The 17,016-nt window shown below is 46.2% G+C and carries 18 protein-coding genes; 1 reads left to right on the top strand and 17 read right to left on the bottom strand.

Annotated features, from left to right (window positions below; genetic code table 11):
- Nucleotides 1-13: 13 nt before the first annotated feature.
- The 8 genes from yqfC to HP568_RS07795 all read right to left on the bottom strand — a co-directional run bounded on the left by yqfC (nucleotide 14) and on the right by HP568_RS07795 (nucleotide 4,989).
- The gene (gene yqfC / locus HP568_RS07830; protein ID WP_007727617.1) at nucleotides 14-310 is read right to left on the bottom strand and encodes a sporulation protein YqfC; all 297 of its coding nucleotides are present in this window, start codon (nucleotides 308-310) and stop codon (nucleotides 14-16) included.
- Nucleotides 311-515: 205 nt separating this feature from the next.
- Nucleotides 516-713, bottom strand: a complete 198-nt coding sequence (locus HP568_RS07825) for a hypothetical protein (RefSeq protein WP_048032290.1) — start codon at nucleotides 711-713, stop codon at nucleotides 516-518.
- Nucleotides 714-878: 165 nt separating this feature from the next.
- Nucleotides 879-1,382, bottom strand: a complete 504-nt coding sequence (locus tag HP568_RS07820; RefSeq protein ID WP_173628792.1) for a hypothetical protein — start codon at nucleotides 1,380-1,382, stop codon at nucleotides 879-881.
- Between the two features lie 11 nt (nucleotides 1,383-1,393).
- A complete protein-coding gene (gene floA, locus HP568_RS07815; protein WP_048032288.1) occupies nucleotides 1,394-2,398 on the bottom strand; it encodes a flotillin-like protein FloA in 1,005 nt (334 codons plus the stop codon).
- Nucleotides 2,399-2,405: 7 nt separating this feature from the next.
- Nucleotides 2,406-3,749 (bottom strand): NfeD family protein, encoded by a 1,344-nt coding sequence (locus HP568_RS07810; protein WP_173628791.1) that lies wholly within the window; start codon nucleotides 3,747-3,749, stop codon nucleotides 2,406-2,408.
- Nucleotides 3,750-3,914: 165 nt separating this feature from the next.
- Nucleotides 3,915-4,361, bottom strand: a complete 447-nt coding sequence (locus tag HP568_RS07805; protein ID WP_007727628.1) for a GatB/YqeY domain-containing protein — start codon at nucleotides 4,359-4,361, stop codon at nucleotides 3,915-3,917.
- 17 nt (nucleotides 4,362-4,378) lie between these two features.
- Entirely contained in the window at nucleotides 4,379-4,552 is a 174-nt protein-coding gene (gene rpsU / locus HP568_RS07800) for a 30S ribosomal protein S21 (RefSeq protein ID WP_007727630.1), read from the bottom strand.
- 113 nt (nucleotides 4,553-4,665) lie between these two features.
- On the bottom strand, nucleotides 4,666-4,989 hold the full coding sequence (locus HP568_RS07795; protein WP_012685763.1) for a histidine triad nucleotide-binding protein: 324 nt from the start codon (nucleotides 4,987-4,989) through the stop codon (nucleotides 4,666-4,668).
- Between the two features lie 153 nt (nucleotides 4,990-5,142).
- On the opposite strand from HP568_RS07795, the gene HP568_RS07790 reads away from it, so the two are divergent.
- On the top strand, nucleotides 5,143-6,525 hold the full coding sequence (locus tag HP568_RS07790) for a UDP-N-acetylmuramoyl-tripeptide--D-alanyl-D-alanine ligase (protein WP_048032285.1): 1,383 nt from the start codon (nucleotides 5,143-5,145) through the stop codon (nucleotides 6,523-6,525).
- Nucleotides 6,526-6,575: 50 nt separating this feature from the next.
- Here HP568_RS07790 and HP568_RS07785 read toward each other — a convergent pair whose 3' ends face one another.
- From HP568_RS07785 to HP568_RS07745, 9 genes are all read right to left on the bottom strand, one after another.
- Nucleotides 6,576-7,148, bottom strand: a complete 573-nt coding sequence (locus HP568_RS07785) for a histidine phosphatase family protein (RefSeq protein WP_173628790.1) — start codon at nucleotides 7,146-7,148, stop codon at nucleotides 6,576-6,578.
- Nucleotides 7,149-7,188: 40 nt separating this feature from the next.
- On the bottom strand, nucleotides 7,189-8,319 hold the full coding sequence (locus tag HP568_RS07780; RefSeq protein WP_173628789.1) for a TolB-like translocation protein: 1,131 nt from the start codon (nucleotides 8,317-8,319) through the stop codon (nucleotides 7,189-7,191).
- A 113-nt stretch (nucleotides 8,320-8,432) separates the two neighbouring features.
- Entirely contained in the window at nucleotides 8,433-9,269 is an 837-nt protein-coding gene (locus HP568_RS07775) for a sugar phosphate isomerase/epimerase family protein (protein WP_048032282.1), read from the bottom strand.
- A gap of 6 nt (nucleotides 9,270-9,275) precedes the next feature.
- On the bottom strand, nucleotides 9,276-10,259 hold the full coding sequence (locus HP568_RS07770) for a DUF6005 family protein (RefSeq protein ID WP_173628788.1): 984 nt from the start codon (nucleotides 10,257-10,259) through the stop codon (nucleotides 9,276-9,278).
- 32 nt (nucleotides 10,260-10,291) lie between these two features.
- Nucleotides 10,292-10,558, bottom strand: a complete 267-nt coding sequence (gene asbD, locus HP568_RS07765) for a petrobactin biosynthesis protein AsbD (RefSeq protein ID WP_173628787.1) — start codon at nucleotides 10,556-10,558, stop codon at nucleotides 10,292-10,294.
- A complete protein-coding gene (locus tag HP568_RS07760) occupies nucleotides 10,555-11,799 on the bottom strand; it encodes an AMP-binding protein (RefSeq protein ID WP_048032279.1) in 1,245 nt (414 codons plus the stop codon). Before HP568_RS07760 ends, asbD begins: the two co-directional genes overlap by 4 nt.
- Before the next feature lies 1 nt (nucleotide 11,800).
- Complete coding sequence (locus HP568_RS07755; RefSeq protein ID WP_173628786.1) at nucleotides 11,801-13,669, bottom strand: IucA/IucC family protein; 1,869 nt, start codon at nucleotides 13,667-13,669, stop codon at nucleotides 11,801-11,803.
- Between the two features lie 40 nt (nucleotides 13,670-13,709).
- Nucleotides 13,710-15,515, bottom strand: coding sequence for an IucA/IucC family protein (locus tag HP568_RS07750; protein WP_173628785.1), 1,806 nt, complete (start codon nucleotides 15,513-15,515; stop codon nucleotides 13,710-13,712).
- 216 nt (nucleotides 15,516-15,731) lie between these two features.
- On the bottom strand, nucleotides 15,732-16,859 hold the full coding sequence (locus HP568_RS07745) for a D-alanine--D-alanine ligase (protein WP_173628784.1): 1,128 nt from the start codon (nucleotides 16,857-16,859) through the stop codon (nucleotides 15,732-15,734).
- Nucleotides 16,860-17,016: the final 157 nt, after the last annotated feature.

The raw sequence follows: 17,016 nt of genomic DNA, 5'->3' as shown, positions 1-17,016 counted from the left end.
CCACTAAAAAAGATTACGAGCTCTGTGGTCCCGTCTCCAAAAATTTCACGCCACCGATTCTCCCTTCTAACAAAACCTCCTCAGGCAAAATCGCTCGGATGACAAGCTGTTCACCTGAAACAATCATTTGACCGTTCGTCAACAGCAGACGAAGCTCTTTTTCGCTAAAATGCAAAACTCCTCGATGATTCTCTATATACATTTGCAAATGACCGATCATCGTGATGCGCGGGACTTCCAGGACTACATCTTGCGGCAGATCCAACACCCCTCCGGCCAACTGGCGCAGACGGCGGCTCCAACGCTTCATGGATTAGCCCCCCTTCTCGTTCTATATATTGGCGAATATGACGAGCTCATCTGTTTGCAGGTGCAAAACCATTCTTATCTATGCGTATGCGCGAGCACAAAGAGGCATTCATCAAAAACAGTCACAAAAAAAGAGCCCTCAGCGCTCGCTAATTAGCAAGCAGGTGAGAGCTCCGTCTTTGGAATACTTCAACAAACTCCATTGATTATTTGCTTTCTTTTGCAGAAGAAACCAGCTCTTTTTCTTTTGTAAGCGCCTTCCATTTTTTCATGACTCGCTTTACTTTCTCAACTGAACAACCGCACGCGATCGCTGTTTCATATATCGATTTGTTTTCGAAGATGGCAAGCCGAATCACTTTTTGACGAAACCGCCCCATTTGTTCAAAAATTTGTTGATTCATCGCTTGACCTCTACCCCTTCTTCTATTGGGAGAATTTTCTTTACATTCAGGATAGTCAACAAGGATACGAGAAACAAGATAAGTTATTCGATATTTTTCGACATAAGACGTTGCTTATCAATAAAAAACAGGCGAACCGAAGTTCACCTGTTTGACTGGCTACTATTATAAAATTTTTCTTTGCCGAACCTGCTGGGCATACGGAGCTTTTGAGCGCGGTTCTCCAAAAATGAGCGCCCATTTCATCCCATCACGCGGATTGCCGTGTTTCGATGGGAGTGTTCCTACTCGTTCCGAATCAGCGACCTTCATCGTTTCCGATTGCTTTACTGTGATGGTTGGACCCGTTGAAGCACGAGCTGTTCTGGAGAATGCCCATTCCTGCTCAACTCCAATCCCTTCCATCGATTCTTGCTGAGGTGGCTCGTATTTGGAGGATGCCCGCACCGTCTCTCTACCGTAATCCTTATTTTCCATAGGGATATCCGACGTTGTAGCCGGGGTAAGCGGAGGCATTTGTTTGCCTTGAGACATCTTCTTCTTTCCGGCTTTGCCAAGAGCTTTATATCCTAAGTAACCAAGGATAACAAACCAGAACTTGCCGATGAGCGGGATGATCCACTCGACTAAACCCAATAAATCTACGACGAGATCCATGAGATCTTCCATGGCAATCGCCCTTATTCTTTCTCGTCTGGCAAAGCAGGCTCTTGTTTGTCACCTGCATGCCCGAAGGATTGACGCATTTGTGTATCAGCAGCAATGTTTTGCATGTTGTAATAATCCATTACGCCCATTTTGCCACTTTTCAATGCTTCGGACAAAGCGAGTGGTACCTGTGCTTCGGCTTCTACTACTTTTGCCTTCATCTCTTGTACGCGCGCAATCATTTCCTGCTCTTGGGCTACCGCCATGGCACGACGCTCTTCCGCTTTCGCTTGGGCAATACGTTTATCTGCTTCCGCTTGGTCGGTTTGCAATTGTGCCCCAATGTTCTTCCCTACATCCACGTCCGCAATATCAATCGAGAGAATTTCAAAAGCAGTTCCGGCATCCAAACCTTTATTCAATACCGTTTTAGAGATCAGATCCGGATTTTCCAATACGTCCTTATGTCCTTTTGACGAACCAATGGTCGATACGATCCCCTCACCTACACGGGCGATGATCGTTTCTTCACCAGCACCACCGACCAATCGATCGATGTTGGCACGAACCGTTACTTTTGCACGAGTGCGCAGCTCGATACCGTCCTTTGCCATTGCTGCTACCACAGGTGTTTCAATCACTTTCGGGTTAACGCTCATTTGTACCGCTTCCAATACATCACGACCAGCCAGATCAATGGCTGCTGCTCGTTCAAAGCCAAGTGGAATATCTGCTCGTTGTGCTGCTACGAGCGCATCTACTACACGGTCAACGTTACCGCCTGCGAGATAATGGCTCTCCAATTGGTTTGTATCCAGTTGCAAGCCCGCTTTACGCGCTTTAATCAACGGATTCACGATACGGGATGGTACGACGCGACGCAAGCGCATAGCGACGAGAGTAATAATCCCGATATTCACACCGGAAGCCAGTGCAGAAATCCAGAGCATGACTGGTACGAACGAGAAGAAAACAGAAAGTACGACGATGGCTACTGCCACCATAAAAATAAGGGGAATCAAACCGCCTTCAAACATGAAGTGCTCACTCCTTTTGTTCTAGTTCGGCAACGACGATACGCGTGCCTTCTACTTGCACTACGGTGATGGCGGTACCCGCTTCAATGAAACCACCAACCGATACTGCATCCACACGTTTTCCTTCCACCTTGACGACCCCTGCCGGGCGCAATGGTGTTAGGGCGATGCCTGATTTTCCTTCCAGCTCACGCTGATCGCGCGGAGCAACGTAGCCTTCTTCATTACGCTGCGTGTCACCCAGGACAAACTTGTTGAAGAGACCTTTGACCCCGTATCTCTTCACTAGCATGAATGCTACAATTGCAGTGATCAGAGCGGCCACGCCTAGCGATGCAAGCCCTTGCTGCGTGTCATAGGCTGCCATTACGAGACCTGTCACAATACTCACGAAACCAATCGCACCGACAATGCCGCCCGGGAGAAAAATTTCCAGAAGCATCAGTAAGATTCCGAAGACAAACAGTCCGATGTGCAACCAGTTGGCAAATCCCGCTACATAATGTCCAAAGAAATATAGACTGAACGCGACGAGTGAAATCGTCCCTGCAACACCAAAACCAGGGGCAAACAGTTCTACTACAATTCCGCCCAATCCAATGATGAGCAGAAGACTCATCACAATGGGACTCGTCACCCACCTAGCGACTAGCTCTCCACCTGTTGGCTCAATCGCCTGAAGGGAATCTGGCTGAATACCGAGCTTTTTGAGCAGTTCTTCCTTATTGGACACCACATCATCCGCATAACCTAACCGTTTCGCTTGTTGGGCATCGAGAGACAGTACCGTACCTTTTGGCTTTAATCCGGGGAATTCTGTATCGATTTCCACCATCGCGCGAGCAACGTCAGGATTGCGATTGTTCAACTCCGCTGCCGCCATCATTTTATTGCTCCAACCGGAAATGAACTTGATATCTGCTGCATTCCCTGCCAAGTCAATCGGTGCGGCTGCCCCCATGCTACTGCCTGGAGTCATAATAATTTCATTTGCATTCAGGGCGATGTAAGTTCCCGCTGAAAAAGCCTGGTTATCAATATAGGCTATCACATGCATGGGAGCCTGACGGATCAACTGTCCAATTTGGTCGGCAGCGTTCACTTCTCCACCTGGCGTATTGATATGCAAAATAACAAGGTCTGCCTGCTGCTCCTGTGCGTCAGCAAATGCTCTGTGCAAAAAGCTCTCCAACCCTCGCTCGATCGTGCTATCTACTGGAATCCAGACAGCTTTTTGATAGGTCTGGGCTGTTGTGGATGCGGGAGCAAGAAGCATCGTCATTCCCATAATCAGGCAAAGAAGTGAAAAAAGCAATCGCATGCGGCTTTTTACTAGCCTTGCTGCACTCATTGCATGTACCTCCTTTCCTTCTATCAGCTTCAACGTATGTGCAATAAGGTATACGAAAGAGAGTGGCAATCGTTTCATATTTATTTCACATTTGGAAAAAAAGAAAAACCCAACCTTTACAGGTTGAGTTTTTCTGTTCGTATCTATATGAGGTGTTACTCTCGTCTACGATGGTAGTTCCTCAGATACAATCTTTTGCACGAGGTTTCCGTCTGCTCTGCCTTTCACTTTCGGCATGATCGCACCCATCACTTTGCCCATCTCCTTTTTGGAGGAGGCATTGGTAGCTGCGATACCTTCCCGAACGATATCACGAATTTCGTCTTCGCTAAGCTGAGCGGGTAAGTAAGCGGAGAGCACGTCGATCTCTTCGCGCGTTTTCGAGGCAAGTTCCACGCGGCCTGCCTTCTCAAATTCGTGGAGGGATTCACGGCGTTGTTTTAACTCACGAGTCAAGATGGTCAGCACTTCGTCTTCAGACAAAAGTCTGCCCTTGTTAATCTCTTCGTTCTTTAATGCGGCTTTCACCATGCGAATAACAGAGAGTTTTAGAGCAGCTCTGTCCTTCATTGCTTGCTTCATATCTTGATCGAGTCGCTCCATTACACTCATGATGAGCCCTCCGTCAATTAAAACTTGCGCTTGCGAGCTGCTTCGGATTTCTTCTTGCGCTTAATGCTAGGCTTCTCAAAGTGGCGACGTTTACGCAGTTCCGCCATCACCCCGGATTTTGCGCTTTCACGCTTGAAGCGGCGAAGTGCGCTATCCAAAGACTCGTTTTTCTTGACTCGAATTTCTGCCATTTGTCTTCCCTCCCTCCGCTAAAACCGTGGGACGCCTGAGTCGAACGTACGAACAGACTGTCACACTTCATTATAGGATAGATGACTAAAGAAGGTCAACCTTTAGTTCAATTTTATTCGTAAAAACCGGACAAAAGGTGATAATGGATGTGGAAAACCTCTTGTCCACCCTCTTTACCACAGTTGTTAATCAGGCGAAAACCTGGCAGTTCCAGCTTTTTCGCCAAGAGTTGTGCTACATGGTGGATATGCCCGATCAGCGGCAGGTCCTCGGCACTTACATCCATAAGCGTGGGAATTGGCTTACGCGGGATAATCAACAAGTGAACGCGTGCTTTTGGTGCAATATCGTGGATGACGATGACGTGCTCATCCTCATACTCGATACGAGCAGGAATTTCACCGTCCATGATTTTGGTAAAAATACTTTTTTCCATGGGAGACTCCTTTCTTCCTCTGTATGTGGATAGTTATGTATGTAAGAATTGATCCTATCACATTCCCTCACTTTTGTCTTGCGGCACTACCTGACGCATGGTAGCATGACTTCGAGGTTGAAACAGGATAACAAGAAAAAGGAGTTCGTGCAGATGAAACCAATTGCACTGGATCAGGCAGCAATCAACGCAGAAGGGATTTTGCTCGCTGGTTCCCCAGGGCTTGCCTTGTCATCCGTTCACTTTGATACCCGCGAGCTGACTGCGGGATCTTTGTTTGTAGCGCTGACAGGCGGCGCACGGGATGGACATGATTTTTTGTTACAAGCAGCTGAACAAGGAGCTGTAGCTGCACTCGTTTCGAATCAGGAGAAGATTCCTGCGAACTTGCCAAATGATTTTGGGTTAATTCTCGTCAATGATACACTGCGTGGCTTTCAAAAGCTGGCTGCCGCTTATCGGAAAAGCTTTTCGTTCCCTCGCATCGCCATTACAGGAAGTATCGGGAAAACAACCGTAAAGGACATAGTGGCACACGTACTTGCGAGCCGTTCGCCCGTATACAAGACGTATAAAAACTTCAACAACCACATCGGTGTACCTTTGTCGTTATTGCAGATGGAAGAACAACATCATGCTGCTGTACTAGAGCTCGGGATGAACCACGCTGGGGAAATCGATCTGCTCGCATCGCTGGTCCAGCCAGATATTAGCGTGATTACCTTTATCGGGGAATCCCATATTGAGTATTTTGGTACGCGTGAAAAAATTGCTCTCGCAAAGGCGGAGCTGCTTCCTCATACCGCTCTTGACGGACTCGTGCTGCTCAACAAGGATTCGGAGTATCTACGGATGATAGCCCATCTGTATCCAGGTGAACTCCTATACTACTCTGTTAATGAGAAGGCGGATATTTGGGCGGAGCAAATCGAAACGGTTGAAGGTGGGACTCGTTTCAAAGTATGCTTTGCCTCCGGGGAGGAGTTCGAGGCATTCCTGCCGTTGCATGGCCGCCACAGTGTCCTGAATGCACTGCCTGCTGTCGCGATTGCCAAGAGGCTCGGAATGGATACTGAACAAATCACACACGCCTTGTCCACCGTTCAGCTCTCCGCCATGCGGTTTGAGCAAATGAACTCCAAGCACGGTGCTGTGTATATCAGTGATGCGTATAATGCCAGCCCCGTCTCCATGGAGGCTGCTGTACGGACGTTTGCTGAGCTGTACTCTGAGCGCGCAAGAGTCATCGTGTTAGGTGACATGTATGAGCTCGGTCCAGATAGCGGGGCTATGCACGCGGGCGTAGGAGCCTCGATTCAAGACATCGCTGAGAGATTCAAGCTGCTCGTGACAGTCGGTGAGGATACACGCCATCTCCACGATGCTTACACGGGGAACAAGCTGCATTTTGCCACAAAAGCAGAGGCACTGGTTGCTCTACTGCCTTTGCGGGATGAGAAGCATGCATTTTTGTTCAAAGCCTCCAAAGGTATGTCCTTATGGACGCTTATTACTGATCTGGAAGATCACGAATAATAGAAAAAGAACAGCCGCCTCTCGTATCATACGGGAGACGGCTTCTTTATTTAGTGATTGTCATTCCAAAGACGTTCTACCTGAATCAATTGATCTTCCTCAAAGCTTAGTTTATAAATATCGGGCATCGAGGTCTTTTTCCAAAAGGAGAAATCGTACGATGGATCGTAATGATTCATGATGATCGTCATGATGTTTCCATGGATGCCAATCGCGACTTTTTTGCCTCGATGGTGATCCAAAACTTCCTGCAAGGCAGCGAGTCCTCTTTCCCCCGCTACCGCATTCGATTCTCCCCCTGCGAAAGCGAACTCACGATTTGCAAATACATGCTCGACAGCCTGTGCAAAATGCTCAAAGCACTCTACCCAAGCACCTAATTCGCGCTCGCGGAAATCCGGTTCCAGCTTGATTTCCCGATTCGCTTGCTTCGCCGTAGTTTCAATTGTCTGGATGGCTCTTGCATAAGGGCTGGAGACAAACACGTCAATTTGTTCCCCTTGCAAGATTTCTGCTACACATTGCGCATCTTGCCAGCCCTTTTCAGACAATCCGCGTGTTTTCTCCTGATCCTGAATGTACGGAGATTCTGCGTGGCGGATCATATACACATGTGTGAGCATCCTTGCACCTCTTCCGTTTTGGCGGATTTCGATTGAGCAATCATCGCAGTTCAATGACATTGTTGGAAGGACCCAACTTTTCAGGCGGAAAAGCACTATAGTGGATCGATGCGAGATCAGCTACATAGTACGACTTCCCGTCCTTTGCCCAGCCGATGATACGATGATTGTCACTTAAGTGATAATAGCCAGGCATTCCCTTGTCAGGAGAGCCGAATGAATAACCGCATTTCGTGACCTGCTTGCATGATTGAATGTACATATAGGAATCTTGAGAATTGGAAGTACGAGAGTGTTGTTCTACTGCCATCTGACTTCCTGATGGCGACCAAACAATCTTGTCCAAGTAGCTCTCAGTGAACACGGAATCCTTCAAATTGACTTTTTTCCCTGTCTGCAAATCCAGCATGTATTCTTCTGTAGTGGTTCGCATGTAACGGTACTTCATATCGTTGGAGTAAGAAGGGAATGCCGTCATTTGGTGATCGTATTTCAGACCAGTCGGTAAGTCTAACTCCTTGATTGCGGTTTGCGTTTTGTAAAATAGCTTTTTTGAAGTCGGCACCCAGTAATACATTTCTTCTTCCGTTCCACTTGGCCATTCATACTGGTCATTCTTTTTCATTTTGAGTGTAGGCAGGTGCTGCAAGATCAGGTGACCGCTTGCTTTGGAATTGGAAGAGAGCATGTCCATCCGGGTGAACACCATGTACTGTTCATCCGGTGAAACGGAAAAATCAAGGACAGGATACTGAGCTGCTGCCGGAACGAGTACCGTTTTTTTGCCGTCTGGCAGATTGAGCTTCACGATACCGCCATTTTCACGAATGTAGAGCGCGTCCTGCTTCGGTGACCATTTGCCATAGCCGGATAGCTGCGTCATCTTTTTTGTTTGCATATCGTACAAGTACGGTATGGTTCGGTCTGTCTTCCCATATCCGATCCGCTCACCGTATACAAACCTGCCCGATGGCGACATGCTCGCCCGGTGGATCAAGGGCATGTTCGTAACGGTTTTTGTCACTTTTCCATCTACCGTTACTTGATAGATGACGACCGGCTCTGGCTTACGAGGGTCTGCCTTCGCAGGAGCAGCGGCATTGATTTGTCCAGGTACAAGGATGCCCAGCAAGGAAATCAGCAGGCATGAGAGCAATAAGGACTTTTTCATCAAGGGTCCTCCCGAATAAGTTATCAATAACGTAGACGCTCGCTAGAAGCACTTGGTTTCTTTTTACACGAAAAAAAGGGCGGAAGCACCCCTGCGCCTCCGACCTTTTTCACTTACGCACGAACCATCATTGCCTTCCGCAACCACTCTACCTCTTCAGCTAATACACGCTGTGGACTCTGACCAAACCATTCAATAGATGCAAAATAATCCGTTTCCGCAATCTTTTCTAAAATAGGCCCATAATCTACAACACCTTCACCGAGCAGTACCATTCCCTCACGATCGCCGTTAGGGGCATATACATTATGTGGAGCGAATACTGGCAGATGATTCGGTGAGGAAATATTTTTCAAATGATAATGAGCTACCCACGGTCTCAATTGCTCGTACGCGTCGATTGGATCAGCACCTGATTCCCAGACATGAAGAAAATCAAGATTAACTTTTAGTGCAGGATGATTGACTTCCTGCAACAAAGCAAGTGTAGAACTCATAGAATCCGTGAGCGTGTTTGGATGTGTTTCGACCAAAAGCTGAATCCCGTGCTCTTGACACATCTTACATAAGATTTGCAGATGATGCACATAGCGCGCCCGCTCTTCTGGCCCAACTTCTTGACTCGCCTTCTGTCCAGCAAACGTCCTGATTTGCTTTACATGTAGCCATTTCGCCAGTGAAATGAGTCTTTTTGCTTTTTCCAGTGTACGCTGAAAACCAGATGAAGTAGCAATATCCAAATAATCACTAAGCATGGAGATACTCATGCCTTGATCCCTGACCAACTTTACCTGCTCCTCCATCTCTAATCGATCATGATCGTACAGATGTTGGGCGTGGGTTCCCCATAACTCGATTCCATCAAAATGATGACGATGAGCAAACTGGACAATTTGTGCTAACGAAATTAACTGGTGGCGAAAAGTGATTGTGCACAATGAGAGTTTCATTTGACTTTACCTCCACCCTTTTTCGTCTACAGTGACGAGACTTTTATCCATTTGGGTCCACAAAACAAACTGACGCTCCAACTCTTTTTTCACTTCAAGTTCAATCAGATCAATCTCTTCTAACGCTTCGATAATCGGAGGTAACAACGCCATATTCTTGGTCATCGCCATTTTGACTGACAAGTACTGAGCTGTCGTAAACCCTTGGTAGATGTCCTCCACTTTATAGGCGATGCGCAAAAACTCATCACGATGGTATTGCAAATAATCTTGCAGATATAGGAATGCATACTCGTAGCTGTATTTACGGATCGCAATCACCTTCACCTGAGTCACTGCCGGGAGCAGCATGTCCAAGTTGTATCCATTGCGCCCTTCTGCCATGTCTGTAATCAATTGCTTCAATTCAAGGGTAAATGGATTATGATCACGTTTGAGTGCATCGTAGAAATAGTCGTGGATCATTTCATAGGTTGGTTCCTTAATTTTACTCGCATCCACCATAAAGCCGCCACCAAACGGATTTTCCAAGAAGGCTTTGATCACCGTCTCCTTCTTCACATTGCCCTCCCAACGAAAATCCGGGTCAAACATAAACCACTCATCTTCGTTCTCCGTCTTTGAAATCATCAAAAAATGCGGGAATGGCTTCAACGCAAATTTATTATCTCGCTCTGGAACCAGTGACATGTCTATCTGAACAAGGACAAACTGATCCTCGGTACGCTTATCAATGAGCTCTAAGAACATGTCCAGATTGGAGGCTTTATCTTGGGAATGATCATACCATTCTGTTACTTTCGCTCGGAAAAGTCGTTCATATCCCTTGATAATCTCCTCATGGTTATCAATGTAATAGGTGACCACGCCTTGATCCGTTATGGAGTACTCGGCATCCCAAATGCCAAAATAATAGGGACGATAATCAATCTTTGTGCGGCGCTTAATCACTTCGCATAGGCATGAAATAATGCAATGGACCTTAACCATTCTGTATCCCCCACTCGGTGTTTGTATAGACGCTAATTCGATACATGCTGCGGTTCTAGCTGTTCAACAAAAGTAAGGAGTGATCCAACCGTTTGGAAGATTCGTGGATCTAACTCGTGAGCAGGAACTACCAAATTCAAATCTTCCTCGATATAAACAATCAGTTGCAATAGCATAATCGAATCAATATGTAGATCCTCATTCAATCGCATGGACTCCTCTAGCGGGAGGATATGCGATAATTTTAATTTTTCGGTCATGATCGTATGGATTTGCTCGATTCTTTCTGTTCGTGTCATTTGCTGATCGTCTCCATTTCTAATAATCGACGGCTGATTTTTCCTGTGGCTGTCTTAGGAATGCTCGTCACACATTGGATTTCGAATGGGACTTTATAGCCTGGCAAACGATCTTGGCACCATTCCCTGATTTGTTCAGGAGTAGTTCCTCCCTCGGTAATAACCTGCGCCTTTACAATTTCCCCCATGACCGGATGACGCCCACGATACACAACCACTTCTTTCGTCCCACTCATTTTCAAAATGACGTCCTCGACCTCCAAAGGAAATACCTTTAAGCCAGAAACGTTAATCACATCATCCATCCTGGATACAAATTGAATATGTCCTTCTTCTGTCCAGAAACCTAAATCCTGCGTCGCTATTTCGTTCTGTCCGCTCCAAATCTTTATTTCACCGGGTTGTTCTTCCTTTTCACCTGCTGTCATTGTTACATGGGACAGGGGAACACCCAGATCTGTATGCGACCGCATTTGTTTACTCATACTGACGCACCCCGCCTCGGAGCATCCATATTGTTGCATCAAGGTGTCGCTCATGCCTTGCAGCTTTAGAAACAAGCCTTCTGGCATCGGAGCTCCAGATGTCATTAACCGGTGAAAGCGTACCTGTTCTCGTGTAAAGCTTGATAGGATGTGATAAAAGACTGGCAGACCATACACAATATGCCGGGGAGTACCTTGAATCACTTGCAAAGCAAACTTCGGATTTTTGTGCGTTACAATCGAAGGCTTGCTTCCCCGCTCCAGTGCTGCCAAAACTCCACATATCAATCCATACGAATGTGTCACCGATGCCAGCACAATCGGGATTAATGCTTCCTCTCCCTGAAACAACTGGTTGTAGGCATGAATTTCTGTTTGGATATCATCCCAGCTTCTCCCGATCAGCTTCGCGTCGCCTGTAGTACCTGAGCTATATTGGTAGAGCGATGGTTTCTCACTCTGTTGTTTATCTGTGATGGACAAGAAGTGCTTTGTCTCCTGATAAACAAGCCCATAACATCTTGCTTTCACTGCCATCTGATAGGCTGTTTCCATCGGAGTTTCTCCGTGAATTAACAGCACGGAGGCATTATGCTCACGTAAATATTGAACAAGACTAATCACGTCAAGTGGGTCAGCTATGCAGACGGCGTACCTCTTTCCTTCCGGCTGTCGAAAATGATCCATGCTTTCGAATCCTTGCTTATGTCTCTCCATCTCATGCACAGAAATCTCATTTTGATTCACAATGAACATGCTAGTAACCTCCCACAGCCATGGAATGAAGCCTTTTTCTTGCCTCGAACAAAGGATTGGGAACTTCATGTAAATGATAGTTCTCGCTTGTTGTATATAGCTTTTTCTTGGTCAATTTCTCTACCTGCACGCTTGGAACAAACAGATCAAATCGCGTAAATCGCTCCGCCAATTCCGGGAATCGTTGCTGATGACCCTCCAATACCTTAACGGCCATCTCCCAGAATTGCTCTTCGGTATATCCGTAGTGTTCCTCTAATAGCCGTGCTAATTGGCCCAGATTGATCAGAAATAAAGTCTCCAAAGTCAAATCTCTGACTGTCGATGTTTCATTCATGTGAAACATCACATCATCGGGCTTCGTTGCGTAATATTCATGCACTTCCGCAAAGTTCGGGCATTTGTCTGGCTCACTCAAGAACGGTTGGCAAAAAATCAAATCTTCATGAAAATCCTTCAATGCGACCCGAGAAGGTACACCCTCCCGATGCACCAAGATCATATTCTGTGCGTGGGTTTCCATGGCAATTCCGTGTTTCACAAGAATATGAACGACTGGCAATACACTGCTTTCCAATAATCGTGCAAGCCAATTCTCTAGCCCTTGCTCACGAATCCAACGATCAATGAATGGCACCCCATCCACCTCTACTGCCGCTAATACGTTATAAGGAACCGCCTCTTCTCCCGCTTCGAGATGAGGGATGAGACTTTCTCTCCACATGCACCCAATTACCCCGAATGTAACCATTTCCATCAGTTCAGAAGCAGGGGGAGGATCGTATGCCACTGCCGCAAACTCTTGAAGCATGATCACCTTTTGCACGTCTCGTAAATACGAATCTGCATCCGTAATCTCCTTGAGCCACCTCGAAACAATGGGGGCACTTGCCAATGAATGGGGAGTAAGATGACGTGGCGCTGAAGTATTCACTACGTTGATCGAGAGTTTCAGATACGGTTTATGCGGATTACTTTTGTTAGCAAAGGTGCGGATGGATTGTTGTGGACGATGACCATCAGAGCCTACGCCTAGCACAATGATCTCTTTGCGATGGATATCGTCCAGGAATCCAGGCACGATATGATTACGCCACTGCCAAGGATGGACAGGCACGAAGGCATACTGATCAGGAGCGCATCCATGATTGATGATGATTTGTTGAAACACTTCTTTTTGTTCCTGGCCTATTTCTTCCAAAAGAAGGTCATCGAAATTTCTGTCTTGATCAATGGACACTTGAGAATATTGCTTATGTATCGCTAACCAAAGAAAATGAACTTCCTGCTTAAATTCAGGACCATAGGCAAAATGATCTACGTAGGTAAATCCAACACGTGATTTATAGCTAGGGTGGTAAGGGTGACCGTCCATCAGATCACCTTCCAGCTCATCGTACGATTTGCCCTGCATTCGAATATCATTTTGTACCCGATAGTATTGGGACAATGTATCCTTTAACAAGGTTTGTTCTAAATCATTGGCAAATAGCTTCAGTCTTTGTTCATCTACGGTATTCATTCGGAAGACTTCCACTAAAAAACGAGTGAGAGATATCGCTTCGGATTCTTTCTGTGCAACTCCGCTTTGATCATAAACAACACGAGTAACAGGGTCCTTCCCTAAACGAACAAGACCAAAACTCGCACTCCTCCGCCCTTGGCAGCGATAGCGAACAGGCAGATCCCCCTCATCAAGCCCATGTAGGATGTAAATCGTCTCTTCATCCTCTTGGATGGTCTCAGGAATCAAAATCCCCTCATATAACAAAGACTCGATACATTGTCGAAACACCCTTCTTCTCACCTGCACATACTGTGTCGAGTGAAGTGCCTCTTCAATCGAGAAATCTTGTGTTGTTAACTCCATACCTTATCCTCCAAATCTCTTCAAGCTAGATGCTAGTAAGCTATCCAAAAGCATGCAGCTCAGCCTTTTCGGTCTGCTTTACTTTTGCTAAAGGATTATCTATGTAAACAAAAACAGATGATCTCTCTTCCGGTTGGGTTAATTCATCCAGATCATAGAAGCGCGTGAGCAGATTCGCCTTACACGGAAGCTGTTCGCGAGTGAGTAGATTCTCCAGAAACTTCGACGCCTCTCGATTCATAGGTAAAAACTCCGTCAAAACCTCATGCATCTCTGCCAATAAGATTTGTTCATCAATTAATCCTTCCGTTCCAAATCCATTAATAAGTCCAAACATATGGTTAAAAATCATATAATAGGTGATGCGCTCGTCTACAAGATGGTCTTTGTAAATGTTTCTACTCGCCTTGCCAATCCCAGGTAATTCTGTCTCTAATACTTCTTGCATCGATTCTGAGAAATAGTAGCCTTGATTATCACGATAAAAGAACTGCTCGGGGTATCCGTCTTTCAGAGTGACAACACTATTCTGTTGATGGGCCTCCAAGCCGATTCCGTACTTTAGATAGAGCCATACCATTGGCTTCAATGAAATATCTACATAGCGCTTAAACCATTCCAAACTAACTACTTCCAGTGCCTTCCCTTCCTTTTTTGCCAGATGGTGAATGATCGTTGCCAACCTACTCTTGTACCCAGGAAGTGGATCTTGCACGAGCGCAGCGATTTGCGTGACTTGCTCTGTATTACTCCCCATAAAGGGATTATCACGCAGGATTACTTCAAATCCCGTTTCTTCCGCCTGATCCAACGTGATCGTGATGTAAGCCGGATCAGAGATAAAACCAAAGCCTGGATACTTGCGACTCACCTCACCGATCCCTGTTTCAAAAAGTTGCTTCGCCTCTAAACCAATCTCCATCTCACTTAACTTGTTGATCCGTAAAGAATTCGTAACTTTGATTGGAACGGACAGCTTGAGCATATATTTTTTTTCAGGATGGTAAACCGTTCTAAGAGAGGATGTTGCCATATACTCCTCACCTGCTGGACCCAGATAAAGAAGCAACCCTTTCTCGATCAAGGATTGTATGGCTACCTGTTCTAGCAACCATTCTGCTTGAAGCGGATGAATCGGGACGATTGAAAATGATGGATCGACATCAGCTATCGAAGGAAACTCACCCTTCAGTAATTGCGTAGCGGATTCTTTTAGCCCAGATTTTTCGTGAACAATCGACGGATGGGCAGCAAACAAGTGAAGCTGAAACTTCCCGCAACACTCCGGTGCATACAACGCTTGCTTGGCCTCAGGAATTCCTTGCTGACTCTTCGGGGTTGGATGGAACAAATGACCGAATAAAAGCGCCTGCTCTGCTTCGATGAAGCTTTGTTCCACTCCATATAAAATCTCCGCATTACTTTGGCGAGTCCGAACAAATTTCTCAATGCTTTGGCAGCTTTGAATCATGCGCAAGACTAATTCATCTGGAACTGCATTTTCCCCATGCTGAAGCGTTAGTTCTTTAATCAAAAGAACCGCTAATGTCAAATAGTCCGCCTGAACGAAACGAGTACAGTCACCACTTCGGTAGCAAGCTGGATAATGAAACAAATGCCTGCCTGTCACCGAATGATATTTGACACCGACATAGAGGGAAATCCCCTGCTGCGGGAGTTCACAATGAAGGTACGTACCAGTTGTACTCGGCTGTATGATTTTCGTTAGCTGCTTCGTAATCTCGTCTTTCCGATTGATCCACTCGCCCTTACCTGTTTCTCGGAGATAACAATTGAGAAAGCTCTGCATCGTTGCATGCTCTGCGATATGCTTGACTACGAACATGTTACCTCTCCTCTTGCTTGATCCAATTTTTTTCAAGCATTGTGACTTACATAACTGGTAAAACGTCCCATATATAATGTAAACGATTATCATTCTCATTTCAAGTGATAATATTTAGCTTGTACAGTTAAGAGAGATAGTCTGACAGAAATTAGTTCCATCATCCGACACAAAAAGAAAAAAGATGCCGATTCATCAGCATCTTTTTTCTCATGATTAATCCAACTCTTCCGCATCTACGACGTTGCGACCTTTATCCGCATGTCGCTCGATAGCGAGCTGCACCAGACGATCGATCAGCTCGCTGTAGCTCACACCCGCTGCTTGGAAGAGCATTGGATACATGCTAAACGGCGTAAAGCCTGGCATCGTATTCACTTCGTTGATATAGAGTTTGTCGTTTTTCTCATCCCAGAAAAAGTCTACACGGGAAAGGCCAGAGCCATCGAGTGCTTGGAATGCCTGCTTGGCTATTTCCGCGATTTGTTCGGATACATGCTCGGGAACGATGGCAGGAATGGAAAGCTCTGTTCCCGCCCCCTTGTACTTGGCTTCGTAATCGTAAAATTCTTTAGCAGCAATGACTTCCCCAACGACAGAAGTCATCAGCTCTTCATTCCCCAAAACACCAATTTCCAACTCACGGACTTGAACGAACTCTTCTACAATTAATCGGCGGTCGAATTTGGCAGCTACCTCTAATGCGTACTTGAGTTCCTCACGATTTTTCGCTTTATTAATCCCTACGCTGGAACCCATATTTGCCGGTTTGACGAAACACGGGTAGCCGAGTTCACGCTCGATCCGATCCATGACATCGTCCTGGCCTTTTTCCCATTGAGAACGCAGCAAGCCTACATATTTCACTTGCGGAAGTCCAGCCTGTGCAAAGACGGTCTTCATCATCCATTTATCCATTCCGACAGCGGAAGCCATTACTCCGGTTCCCACGTACGGGATATTCGCCAATTCCAACAATCCTTGAATCGTCCCATCTTCGCCAAATGGTCCGTGAACCACAGGGAAAACAACATCCATTTGCTCATTCATGGCAAACAACGATCCTTGCTTGCTTGTTACTGCCAGCTCTTGCCCTGTCTCTGTTGCCTCGTTAATAACTGATGTTTTTGCCGATAAGCGCAACGCTTCGATCTTATCCGGCAATTGACCTGCCAGTGTTTCTCCAGTCACCCAAGAGCCATCCAATTGAACGTACACAGGTGTTACCTCATATTTATTTGCATCCACGGCCTGCATAATGGACATGGCCGTACGCAATGAAACTTCATGCTCTGAGGATTTTCCTCCATAAATAATGCCCAGTCGAATTTTTTGATTCCCCATCTGTGTCATGCTCCTTTCCCCTCCGTACGAAACCCGGAGAGTCTACCCAGTTTCTACTCTCTCCTATGCTATGCAAAAGCCCAACATCTGCTCTATTTACCGGGCCGAGCCCGTCATTTAGCATACACAAACCAAACGCCAAAAACAAGAGAAGCAA

Origin of the sequence: Brevibacillus sp. MS2.2, assembly GCF_013284345.1 — a bacterium.
Classification (GTDB): Bacteria; Bacillota; Bacilli; order Brevibacillales; family Brevibacillaceae; genus Brevibacillus; species Brevibacillus brevis_C.
This window is presented reverse-complemented; position numbering and strand designations above follow the sequence as displayed.

What these genes read in the sequence shown, in the direction of transcription:
- HP568_RS07770 (WP_173628788.1), bottom strand. Translation starts at nt 10,259, where the DNA reads ATGGTTAAGGTCCATTGCATTATTTCATGCCTATGCGAAGTGATTAAG.
- HP568_RS07775 (WP_048032282.1), bottom strand. Translation starts at nt 9,269, where the DNA reads ATGAAACTCTCATTGTGCACAATCACTTTTCGCCACCAGTTAATTTCG.
- HP568_RS07805 (WP_007727628.1), bottom strand. Translation starts at nt 4,361, where the DNA reads ATGAGTGTAATGGAGCGACTCGATCAAGATATGAAGCAAGCAATGAAG.
- HP568_RS07790 (WP_048032285.1), top strand. Translation starts at nt 5,143, where the DNA reads ATGAAACCAATTGCACTGGATCAGGCAGCAATCAACGCAGAAGGGATT.
- HP568_RS07745 (WP_173628784.1), bottom strand. Translation starts at nt 16,859, where the DNA reads ATGGGGAATCAAAAAATTCGACTGGGCATTATTTATGGAGGAAAATCC.
- HP568_RS07785 (WP_173628790.1), bottom strand. Translation starts at nt 7,148, where the DNA reads ATGCTCACACATGTGTATATGATCCGCCACGCAGAATCTCCGTACATT.
- HP568_RS07760 (WP_048032279.1), bottom strand. Translation starts at nt 11,799, where the DNA reads ATGTTCATTGTGAATCAAAATGAGATTTCTGTGCATGAGATGGAGAGA.
- HP568_RS07795 (WP_012685763.1), bottom strand. Translation starts at nt 4,989, where the DNA reads ATGGAAAAAAGTATTTTTACCAAAATCATGGACGGTGAAATTCCTGCT.
- asbD (WP_173628787.1), bottom strand. Translation starts at nt 10,558, where the DNA reads ATGACACGAACAGAAAGAATCGAGCAAATCCATACGATCATGACCGAA.
- HP568_RS07825 (WP_048032290.1), bottom strand. Translation starts at nt 713, where the DNA reads ATGAATCAACAAATTTTTGAACAAATGGGGCGGTTTCGTCAAAAAGTG.
- rpsU (WP_007727630.1), bottom strand. Translation starts at nt 4,552, where the DNA reads ATGGCAGAAATTCGAGTCAAGAAAAACGAGTCTTTGGATAGCGCACTT.
- HP568_RS07810 (WP_173628791.1), bottom strand. Translation starts at nt 3,749, where the DNA reads ATGAGTGCAGCAAGGCTAGTAAAAAGCCGCATGCGATTGCTTTTTTCA.
- HP568_RS07820 (WP_173628792.1), bottom strand. Translation starts at nt 1,382, where the DNA reads ATGGAAGATCTCATGGATCTCGTCGTAGATTTATTGGGTTTAGTCGAG.
- HP568_RS07750 (WP_173628785.1), bottom strand. Translation starts at nt 15,515, where the DNA reads ATGTTCGTAGTCAAGCATATCGCAGAGCATGCAACGATGCAGAGCTTT.
- floA (WP_048032288.1), bottom strand. Translation starts at nt 2,398, where the DNA reads ATGTTTGAAGGCGGTTTGATTCCCCTTATTTTTATGGTGGCAGTAGCC.
- yqfC (WP_007727617.1), bottom strand. Translation starts at nt 310, where the DNA reads ATGAAGCGTTGGAGCCGCCGTCTGCGCCAGTTGGCCGGAGGGGTGTTG.
- HP568_RS07780 (WP_173628789.1), bottom strand. Translation starts at nt 8,319, where the DNA reads ATGAAAAAGTCCTTATTGCTCTCATGCCTGCTGATTTCCTTGCTGGGC.
- HP568_RS07755 (WP_173628786.1), bottom strand. Translation starts at nt 13,669, where the DNA reads ATGGAGTTAACAACACAAGATTTCTCGATTGAAGAGGCACTTCACTCG.